Source organism: Pseudomonas sp. 1912-s (genome assembly GCF_029269205.1).
Classification (GTDB): Bacteria; Pseudomonadota; Gammaproteobacteria; order Pseudomonadales; family Pseudomonadaceae; genus Aquipseudomonas.
The window spans coordinates 1-11,401 of the sequence record NZ_JARIXR010000063.1 but is presented as its reverse complement, the minus strand read 5'-3'; the positions used below and the strand labels follow the sequence as shown (position 1 = coordinate 11,401).

The 11,401-nt window shown below is 62.5% G+C and carries 2 protein-coding genes; both read left to right on the top strand.

What is annotated here, in order from left to right:
- A partial coding sequence (locus P3C29_RS32260) for an amino acid adenylation domain-containing protein (protein WP_275966436.1) occupies nucleotides 1-4,495 on the top strand: 4,495 nt, incomplete at its 5' end.
- A partial coding sequence (locus tag P3C29_RS32255; RefSeq protein WP_275966435.1) for a non-ribosomal peptide synthetase occupies nucleotides 4,495-11,401 on the top strand: 6,907 nt, incomplete at its 3' end. The genes P3C29_RS32260 and P3C29_RS32255, both read left to right, overlap by 1 nt.

Genomic DNA, 11,401 nt, shown 5'->3' with positions numbered 1-11,401 from the left:
CTGGAACCAGTCGGTACTGCTCAAGACCACGCAGCCGCTGAACCCTGAACATCTGGAACACGCCCTGCACGCCCTGCTGGTGCAGCACGATGCCTTGCGCGTGAGCTTCGTCCAGCAGGCTGATGGCTGGCGAGCGACTTACCAGCCGGTCAGCGAGCAACCTTTGCTGTGGCAACGCAGCATCAGTGACGCTTCGGCGCTGGAGCAACTGGGTGACGAAGCCCAGCGCAGCCTGGTCCTGAGCAATGGCCCACTGCTGCGCGCGGTACTGGCGACCCTGGCTGACGGCAGCCAACGCCTGCTGCTGGTGATCCATCACCTGGCGGTGGATGGCGTGTCGTGGCGCATCCTGTTCGAAGACCTGCAAACCGCCTACGAGCAACTGCAGCAGGGCCGCGTTGTGGCACTGCCGGCCAAGACTTCGTCGGTCAAGGCCTGGGCGCAGCGTCTGCAAGGTTATGCCCGAACTGAACGCCTGCAACAGGAGTTGCATGACTGGCAAACGCTGCTGGCCGACGTCGACAGCGCCTTGCCGTGCCTCGATCCCGAAGCCGGTTTGCGCAATGATCAAGGTGCCACGGTGCACAGCGCCTTGACCCCGGCGCACACCCGCCAACTGCTGCAAAACGCCCCCAAGGCCTATCGCACCCAGGTCAACGACCTGCTACTGACGGCGCTCGCGCGGGTGGTTTGCCGCTGGACCGGCCAGGCGAGCACCTTGATCCAATTGGAAGGGCATGGCCGTGAAGACCTGTTTGACGACGTCGACCTGACCCGCAGCATCGGTTGGTTCACCAGTGTGTTCCCGGTCAAGCTGACGCCGGCTGCGGACCAGGCTCAATCTCTCAAAGGTATCAAGGAACAACTGCGCGCCATCCCCGATAAAGGCCTGGGTTTTGGCGCGCTGCGTTACTTGGGTGACGCGCAGGCGCAAGCGGCGCTCAAGGCATTGCCGACCCCGCGGATTACCTTCAACTACCTGGGGCAACTGGACGGTCACTTTGAGGACGACAACGGTGCGCTGTTTGTACCGTCGGGCGAAGCCCGTGGTGCCGAGCACAGCCCGCAGGCGCCGCTGGATAACTGGCTGGCACTCAACGGCCAGGTGTTCGATGGCGAACTGCGGTTGAGCTGGACGTTCAGCCCGGCCATGTTTGCCACCGCGACCATCCAGAACCTGGCGGATGACTATGCCCGTGAACTGGCAAGCCTGGTGGAGCATTGCTGCACGTCGGGTGCCGCGGCCGTGACCCCGTCGGATTTCCCGCTGGCCAACTTGAGCCAGGCGCAACTGGATGCGCTGCCCATTCCCGCGCAGGCGATTGCCGACATCTATCCGCTGGCGCCGATGCAGCAAGGCATGCTGTTTCATACGCTGTACGAGCAGGCGTCGGGCAACTACGTCAACCAGATGCGCCTGGATGTCGAAGGGTTGGACCCGCAACGCTTCCGCCAGGCCTGGCAAGCGGTGTTGGATCACCACGATATCCTGCGCACCTGCTTTGTCTGGCAGGGCGAGTTGGCGCAGCCGGTGCAGGTCGTACTGGAGCACGTCGAGCTGCCTTTTGTCAGTCATGGCCTGTCCGGCCACGCCGATGTGGCGACGGCCCTGGATGCCTTGGCGGCCGAGCAACAGCAGCAGGGTTTCGACCTGGCGCAGGCGCCGCTGTTGCGCCTGGTGCTGATCCGTACCGGTGCCAGCCAGTACCATTTCATCTACACCCATCACCATATCCTGATGGACGGCTGGAGCAACTCGCAGCTGCTGGGCGAGGTATTGCAACGTTACAGCGGGCAGTTCGACGCCAGCCGTGGTGGACGTTATCGCGACTACATCGCCTGGCTGGACCGCCAGGACCGCCAGGCCAACCAGCGGTTCTGGACCTTGCAACTGGCTGACCTGCAGGAACCGACCCGCCTTGCGCAGGCACAGGCCCAGGGCGAGGTACCTGGCAGCACGGGCTATTCGGATCACTACCAGTTTTTTGACGCTGAGCGCACCACGCAATTGAGTGAGTTCGCCCGCCGCCAGAAAGTCACCCTCAACACCTTGGTGCAAGCGGCCTGGGCCTTGCTGTTGCAGCGTCAGAGCGGCCAGTCGAGTGTATGCTTCGGCGCTACCGTCGCCGGGCGCCCTGCGCAATTGGCCGGTGTCGAGCAGCAGGTCGGGTTGTTTATCAACACCTTGCCGGTGGTGGTCAGCCCGCGACCTGAGCAGACGATCGCACAGTTGTTGCAAGCCTTGCAGGCGCAGAACCTGGCCTTGCGTGAACATGAGTACACGCCACTGTTCGAGATCCAGCGCTGGGCGGGGCAGGGCGGTGAAGCACTGTTCGACAGCCTGCTGGTGTTTGAAAACTACCCCGTGTCCAAGGCCCTGGAGCAAAGCTCGCCAGACGGTTTGCACTTCGGACGGATTGATAGCCATGAGCAGACCAACTACCCGCTGACCCTGATGGTCAACCTCGGCGAGGCATTGTCGCTGCAGTACAGTTTTGACCGGCGTTTCTTCGCCCCGGGGCAGATCCAGGCGCTGGCCGCCCAACTGCATAACCTGCTGCAGGCCATGACGCTGAATGCCGATCGCCCGCTGGGAACGTTTGACAGCCTGGACGACGGCGAGCGCAGCCGTGTGCTTGAGCAATGGAACGCCACCGACGCCGATCTTTCGGCGCTACGGGTGCACAGCATGATTGAGCAACGGGCTCTGCATCAGCCGGACGCCGTGGCTGCGGTGTTCAACGAGCAGACCTATACCTATCGTCAACTCAACGAACAGGCGAACCAACTGGCGCACAAGCTATTGGAGCTGGGCGTAGGCCCGGACCAACTGGTGGGGATATGCGTGGAGCGCAGCCTTGAAATGCTCGTGGGCCTGCTCGCCGTGCTCAAGGCGGGTGCTGCTTATGTGCCGCTGGATCCGGATTTCCCGGTGGATCGCCTGGAGTACATGATTGCCGACAGCGGCATCGGCCTGTTGCTGACCCAGGCCCGCTTGAAGGATGTGCTGGTGCTTCCTTCGGCGCTGACGACTGTGGATCTGGATCCTCGGCATTCAGGGCTGGCGTCCTACCCGCAGAGCAATCCGGACGTGCCGGTAACGGCGGCCAGTCTCGCCTACGTGATCTACACCTCTGGTTCTACGGGCAAGCCCAAAGGGGTGATGGTAGGGCATGCGGCACTGAGCAACTTCCTCGCCAGTATGGCGAAAGCCCCAGGCCTGTCAGACAGTGATCGGGTGCTGTCGCTGACGACGTTCTCGTTTGATATTTTCGGGCTGGAAATTTACCTGCCACTGGTGCTCGGGGCACGTGTGGTCCTGGCGGGCAAGAGTGCCGCTCAAGACCCGGCACAAGTCTTGGAGTTGATACGCCGCGAGCACATTTCAGTGGTGCAGGCCACGCCGTCTACCTGGCGGATGTTGCTCGATAATCCCCAGGCGCACGCGCTGCAAGGCTGCAAGATGCTCTGCGGTGGCGAGGCGCTTGCCCAGGATCTGGCGGACCGCATGCTGGCGCTGTCGGACCAGGTGTGGAATCTCTATGGCCCCACTGAAACCACCATCTGGTCGGCGCAACACCCACTCAGTCGGGCGTTGCCGCAGGCCTGGCTCGGCCGGCCCATCGACAACACTCATCTGTACATCCTGGGCAGCGATTTGCAGCCTGTGCCAGTGGGTGTGGTGGGTGAACTGCTGATTGGCGGAGAAGGCCTGGCCCGTGGTTACCATCAACGTGCCGGGCTGACCGCCGAACGTTTTATTCCCCATCCGTTTTCCAGCACCGGGCAACGGCTGTATCGCACCGGCGACCTGGCGCGTTATCGCGCCGACGGTGTGATTGAGTATGTCGGCCGCCTGGATCACCAGGTGAAAATACGTGGCTTCCGCATCGAACTGGGAGAAATCCAGGCACGCCTGCAGGAACACCCGGCCGTGCGCGAAGCCGCCGTTATCGCCCGAGAGGGCGGTGTCGGCCTGCAACTGGTGGGTTATGTGGTACCGGGCGAACAGCTCGGCCACGACCGGCAAGTGCTGTTGCGCGATGAACTCAAGGCCCGCCTGATGGAAACCCTGCCGGCCTACATGGTCCCGGCGTTTCTGGTGATGCTCGACAGCCTGCCACTGACCCCCAACGGCAAACTCGACCGCAAGGCGCTGCCGGCGCCGGATGCCAGTCAGCTGCAACAGGCCTACGTTGCACCGCACAGCGATCTGCAACGGCAAGTCGCCGGCATCTGGCAGCAGGTGCTGCAACTGGAGCAGGTAGGGCTGACCGATAACTTCTTCGAATTGGGCGGGCATTCGCTGCTGGCGGTGAATGTCGTGTCGCGTATTCAACTTGAACTGGGCTTGAAATTGACCCCGCAACTGCTGTTCCAGCACCCCCTCCTGGAAGACTTTGCCCACCATCTTGAACACGCCGGCGGGCAACAAATCAATGAATCGAAACTGAGCAAGCTGGAATTTCTGCTTGACGAAATGGAGGAAGTTTAATGGACATCCACGCCGCCCAGAGAATCGCTCGGCGTTTCATTACCTTGCCCCTCGACAAGCGTCGCCTGTACCTGGAGAAAATGCTTCAGGAAGGTGTTTCCCCGGCGAACCTGCCCATTCCCGAGGTACAGTCGGCCGTTGAAGCGATTCCCCTGTCCTTTGCCCAGGAACGCCAGTGGTTCCTGTGGCAGTTGGACCCGCAGAGCACGGCGTACAACCTGCCCATGGTCCTGCGCTTGCGCGGGAGCCTGGACCTGGTGGCGTTGCAGCAGTGTTTCAATCAACTGATCGCCCGTCATGAAAGCCTGCGCACCCGTTTTGTGCAGCGTGACGAAGGGGTAAGCCAGACAATCCTCGCCGAAGCGACCCTGGACATGCCCTTGACGGTGCTGGCGCCACAGGCCGATATCGAGGCGGCAATCACCGGGTTTGTCGAAGCGCAGACCGGGCAGTTGTTCGACCTGAATGAGGGGCCGCTGCTGCGGGTCAGCCTGCTGCAGATCGATGGGCAGGATCACATCCTGACGTTTGTGCAGCACCATATCGTGTCCGACGGCGGCTCGATCCAGCTGATGGTCAATGAGCTGGTACAGCTGTATGACGCCTGCCAGCGCGGCGAAACCCTGGTGCTGCCGGCGTTGCCGATCCAGTACGCCGACTATGCCATCTGGCAGCGTCACTGGATGGAAGCCGGCGAGCGCGAACGGCAACTGGCCTATTGGTGCGAGCAGTTGGGTGACGAGCAGCCGGTGTTGGCGCTGCCGACCGACCGTGCGCGGCCGGCCGAGCAGAGCTATCGCGGCGCGCGCTTTGAAATTGCACTGCCGCATGCCCTGAGCCAGCGCCTCAAGCAATTGGCACAGCAGGAAAAGGCCACGCTGTTCATGGTGCTGCTGGCGTCCTTCCAGGCGTTCTTGTATCGCTACAGCGGGCAGCGTGATATCCGTGTCGGGGTTCCGACCGCTAACCGCAACCGGGTGGAAACCGAACACCTGGTAGGCTTTTTCGTTAACACGCAGGTACTCCGCGCCGAGGTAGTTGGCGAGCAGTCGTTCAGTGTTCTGCTGGACCAGGTCCGCCAGGCCGCCCTGGGGGCGCAGGACCATCAGGACCTGCCGTTCGAGCAGTTGGTCGAGGCGTTACACCCGCAACGCAGCCTCAGCCATGCACCACTGTTCCAGGTGATGTTCAACCACCAGCGCATGGCGGCCGCCGGCACTGGCGCGCTCGCACTGCAGCTGCCCGGGCTGTCTATCGAAGGCGTGGCCTGGGAGAACCGCACTGCGCAGTTCGACTTGACCCTGGAAACCTACGAGTCCGACGACGGCATAGCAGCGGCCCTGACCTATGCCACCGACCTGTTTGATGCGCTGACGATAGAGCGTCTGGCGCGGCATTGGCAGACCCTACTGCAAGGAATCGTCGAGCAACCCCACGCCCGTGTCGGCGAGTTGCCGTTGCTTGATGTCGCCGAGCGCGAGCAGATGGTGCAGGACTGGAACGCCACCTCACAGCCTTTTGGCGGCCTGACGCATCAGGTGATCGCCGCCCAGGCGGAGCGTACGCCCGACGCGGTAGCGCTGGTAGGCGAGCAGCAACAGCTGACGTATCGCCAACTCAACCAGCGCGCCAACCACTTGGCGCATCGCTTGATCAGCATGGGTGTCGGGCCTGACGCGCTGGTGGGCATCGCCGTTGAGCGCAGCGTGGAAATGGTGGTCGGCCTGCTGGCCATTCTCAAGGCCGGTGGCGCTTATGTACCGCTGGATACCCAATACCCGGCCGACCGCCTGGCTTACATGCTTCAGGACAGTGGCGCGCAGTGGTTGCTGACCCAGGCGGCAGTGCGTGACTCGTTGCCCATCCCGCCGGGCGTCCAGGTGCTGGTCCTGTCCGACACTGACGAAACGCTGCAGGCCAATCCGCACATTGCCGTGCAACCCGACAACCTTGCCTATGTCATCTACACCTCCGGTTCCACCGGCCGGCCCAAGGGTGTCTCGGTTCGTCACCGGGGGCTGGCCAATCACATGGCCTGGATGTGCAAGACATTGCCACTGCAAAGCAGCGATCGGATCCTGCAAAAGACCGCGTTCAGCTTCGATGCTTCGGTATGGGAGTTCTGGCTACCGTTGATGTCGGGCGCACAGTTGGTGATGGCCCCACCAGGGTTGGCCGAGAGCCTGTCACTGTTGTGGGAGCAGGTCGAGGCACAGCGGATCACGGTCCTGCAGTTGGCGCCTTCATTGCTGCAAGCCTTGCTGCCTGAAGCGAGCGATGCCCAGCTGGCGTCGCTGAAGGTCGTGTTGTGCGGTGGCGAAGCCTTGAGTGCCGAGCTGAGCCGACAGTTGCAGCAGCGCTGGAGCGGGCGCTTGATCAACCTGTACGGCCCGACCGAAGCGACCATTGATACCAGCAGCCATGAGGTGCCTGTCGATCCTGCCGGCCCGATCGTGGCGATCGGCAAGCCGATCGACAACGTCCGCACTTATGTCCTGAGCGAAGCCTTTGAGCCCTGCCCGCCGGGTGCGGCCGGTGAGTTGTATATCGGAGGGGATTCCCTGGCCCGTGGTTATCACCTGCGCCCGGGAATGACCGCCGAGCGATTTATTCCCGACCCGTTTGCTTCGCGTAGCGGCGCACGACTTTATCGTACCGGCGACCTGGTGCGTTATCGCCAGGACGGTGTGATCGATTACATCGGACGCATTGACCACCAAGTGAAGATTCGTGGCTTGCGCATCGAACTGGGTGAAATCGAAGCCCGGTTGCTTGCCCTCGACGGTGTGCGTGAAGCCATGGTACTGGCGCAGGGTAACGCCGGTGCCCAGGTGTTGGTGGCCTACATCATCGCGGCCGCAGGCGACCTGCAACCCGCGTCATTGCGTGAGCAGATCCGTGCCGGGCTCAAGGCCAGCTTGCCGGATTACATGGTCCCGACCCATTTGCTGTTTCTTCAACAATGGCCACTCACCGTCAATGGCAAGCTGGACCGCAAGGCCTTGCCACTGCCGGATGTCAGCCGGGCCGAACACGCCCATGTGGCGCCGCAGAGCGAGCTTGAGCAACGTATCGCGGTGATCTGGCAGGACGTGCTGAAACGTCCTGCCATCGGCGTCACCGACAACTTCTTCGAACTGGGCGGTGACTCGATCATCTCGATCCAGGTGGTCAGCCGTGCGCGTCAGGCCGGGATTCGTTTCACCCCTAAAGAGCTGTTCCAGCACCAGACTGTCCAGGGCCTGGCCCAGGTTGCGCAATTGGCCGCAGGGCTGGTGATCGACCAGTCGGCAGTCGTCGGTGAGGCACCCTTGGCACCGGTACAGATCGCCTTTTTTGAACAGCCGGTGCCTGAGCGCGCGCGCTGGAACCAGTCCGTCATGCTCACGCCGAAGGTCACTTTGGACGTGGCGCTGCTGGAGCAGGCGCTCAAGCATCTGGTGACTCATCACGATGCGCTGCGGATGGCGTTCACTGCTCAGGCGCAAGGTTGGTCGGCGCGCTATCAGGCGCCGGGGGAGAGCTCTGAGGCGCTGGTCCGGGAGGTTCGGGACATTGAGCTTGAGGCGCTGGAGCAATGGGGCAACCAGGCCCAGGCCAGCTTGAACCTGGAGCGCGGCCCGCTGTTGCGGGCGGTGCTGGCGAACTTGAATGATGGCAGCCAGCGTTTGCTGGTGGTGATCCACCATCTGGTGGTGGACGGGATTTCCTGGCGCATTTTGTTCGAGGACCTGCAAAAGGCCTACCAGCAGCTCGCCAGCGGCCAGCGTTGCGTGTTGCCGGCCAAGACCAGTTCCTTCAAGGCCTGGGTCGAGCGCCTGGGGCAGGCGGCGACTGCGGATACGTTGCGTGCCCAGCTCGATTACTGGGAAGACCTGTTGAGCGGTTCGTCGACGGATCTGCCGGTGGACCATCCACACGGTTCACTCTCCAATCGCCACGCGGTGACGGTGCACACCCAGCTCGATGCCCTGGCCACACGGCAACTGTTGCAAGACGCCCCGGCGGCCTATCGTACTCAGGTCAATGACCTGTTGCTCAGCGCACTGGCACGGGTTATTGGTCGCTGGACCGGGCAGGACAGTGCGCTGATCCAACTCGAAGGCCACGGTCGTGAAGACCTGTTCGACGACGTTGACCTGACGCGTACCGTGGGCTGGTTCACCAGCCTGTTTGCGGTCAGCTTGCCGGTAGAAAGCGATGTCGCGCACTCGATCAAGGCGGTGAAAGAACAACTGCGGGCGATTCCTGACAAGGGGATTGGCTACGGTGTATTGCGCTACCTGGGTGATGAAGAGTCCCGCAGCCGCTTGCAGGCGCTGCCAGCGCCGAGGATTACGTTCAACTACCTGGGGCAGTTCGATGGCAGTTTCGATGACGAGCAGGCTTTGTTCGCTCCCTCGGGTGAGGCGCGCGGGCTGGAACAAAGCCCGGAAGCGGCGCTCGGTAACTGGCTGACCCTCAATGGCCAGGTATATGGCGGCGAACTGAGCCTGGGCTGGACCTTCAGCGGGCAGATGTTTGACGCCTCGACGGTACAGCGCCTGGCCGATGAATACCGTCTTGAGCTGCTGAGCGTGATCGCTCATTGCACGGCACTGGGTAACGGTGGTTTGACGCCGTCGGATGTTCCGCTGGCCGGGCTCGGCCAGCGTCAACTGGATGCGTTGCCGCTGGCCCTGTCGGGTGTCGAAGATATCTACCCGCTATCGGCCATGCAGCAAGGCATGCTGTTTCACACCCTGTATGAGCAAGGTGGCGGCGACTACATCAATCAGATGCGCCTGGATGTTACCGGGCTGAATCCCGAGCGCTTCCGCCAGGCCTGGCAGGCGTGCGTGAACAGCCATGAGATCCTGCGTACCGGCTTCCTGTGGCAGGGTGATCTGGAGCGACCGCTGCAAGTGGTGCACAAGCAACTGGAGTTGCCATTCACTGTGCTTGACTGGCAGGAGCACCCTGCACTTGATGGTGCAATCGATACCCTGGCCGACGCTGACCGCCAGCGTGGTTTCGACCTTGTGCAGGCGCCTCTGCTGCGCTTGACCGTTGTGCGCACGGCGCCGGATCAGTGCCATTTGATCTACACCTCCCACCACATTCTGATGGATGGCTGGAGCAATTCCCGGCTGCTCGGTGAGGTGCTGCAACGCTACAGCGGGCAAGAGCCCGAGCGCCAGCCGGCGCGCTATCGCGACTACATTGGCTGGCTGCAATCCCAGGACCCGACGCTGCGAGCAGCGTTCTGGAGGCAACAGTTGGCACCGCTGCAAGCGCCGACGCGGCTGGCCCAGGCGGTGGCCGCGCCGCTGTCCGCAGATGCCGGCTACGCCAGTCACTTTGAGGTGCTGGATTCGCGCCAGACGCGCCTGCTGAACGAGTTTGCCCGCCAGCAGAAAGTTACCGTCAACACGGTGATGCAAGCGGCCTGGCTATTGCTGTTGCAGCGTTATACCGGACAGGCAAGCGTTTGTTTTGGTGCCACCGTGGCCGGGCGTCCGGCCGACCTCAAAGGCGTCGAGCAGCAGATCGGCCTGTTCATCAACACCCTGCCGGTGATCGCCAGCCCGCTTGCCGGGGAGACGGTCAGCCACTGGTTACAGACTGTTCAGGGGCAAAACCTGGCGCTGCGCGAGCATGAGCACACGCCGCTGTTCGAGATACAACGCTGGGCTGAATGGGGCACGGAGTCGTTGTTCGACACGCTGTTGGTGTTCGAAAACTACCCGATCTCCGAGGCGCTGGCGCAAAGCGCGGACGACGGGCTGTCATTTGGTGCCGTTGTGGCCCATGAGCAGAGCAATTATCCGCTGACACTTTCCGTCAATGCCGGGCAGACGCTGGGCTTGCACTACCACTATGACCGCAGCCAGTTTGCGGCCGGGACGATGGCGGGGATTGCCCGTCATCTTAACCAGTTGCTTGCGCGGTTCATGGCCGGCAGTGAACAGGTACTGGCGCAACTCGCCACGCTTGACGGCGATGAGCGTCGGTTGGTTGAACAAACCTGGAATGCCAACGCCCTGGACTTCCCGCGTGAGCGGTGCATCCATCAGCAGATTCAGGATCAGGTGCAGCGTACTCCCGATGCCCTGGCGGTTATCTGGGGTGATGAACACCTGACCTACCGCCAGTTGAACGGCCGGGCGAATGCCCTGGCGCGCAAGCTGGTGGCGTTGGGTGTTGGTCCTGAAGTGCGGGTTGGCGTGGCCATGCCGCGCAGTGCGCAGATGGTTGTGGCCTTGCTCGCGGTGCTCAAGGCGGGTGGTGCGTATGTGCCGCTGGACCCGGATTACCCGGCCGAGCGCGTGGCGTACATGCTCAAGGACAGCCAGGCGCGGGTGTTGTTGACCCAGGCTGCAGTGGCGCTTGAGGTGGATGCCTCGATTGACGTGCTGTTTGTGGATGCTCAGGAAGTTGATGATCAGGATCTGGACGTTGCGGTCCACGCCGCCAACCTGGCCTACGTGATCTACACCTCCGGCTCCACCGGCCTGCCCAAGGGCGTGGCCATTACTCACCGCAACGTGGCGGCGCTGACGCAGTGGTCGCAGCAGGTTTACAGCCCTGAAGACATTCAAGGTGTGTTGGCCTCCACGTCGATCTGCTTCGACTTGTCGGTGTGGGAGCTGTTTGTGACCCTGGCCGGCGGCGGTTTTGTCGTTGGTGCCCGCAATGCCCTGGAGCTGCCGGAGCTGGCGGCCCGAGACCGGGTGCGCCTGATCAACAGCGTGCCTTCGGCGATGGGAGCCTTGCAGCGTGCCGGGCAAATCCCGGAAAGCGTGCGCATCATCAATCTGGCGGGCGAACCGTTGAAGCAGTCGCTGGTGGATGCGTTATATGGCCGTGGGCATGTGCAGCATGTCTACGACCTGTATGGCCCGTCGGAAGACACCACTTACTCCA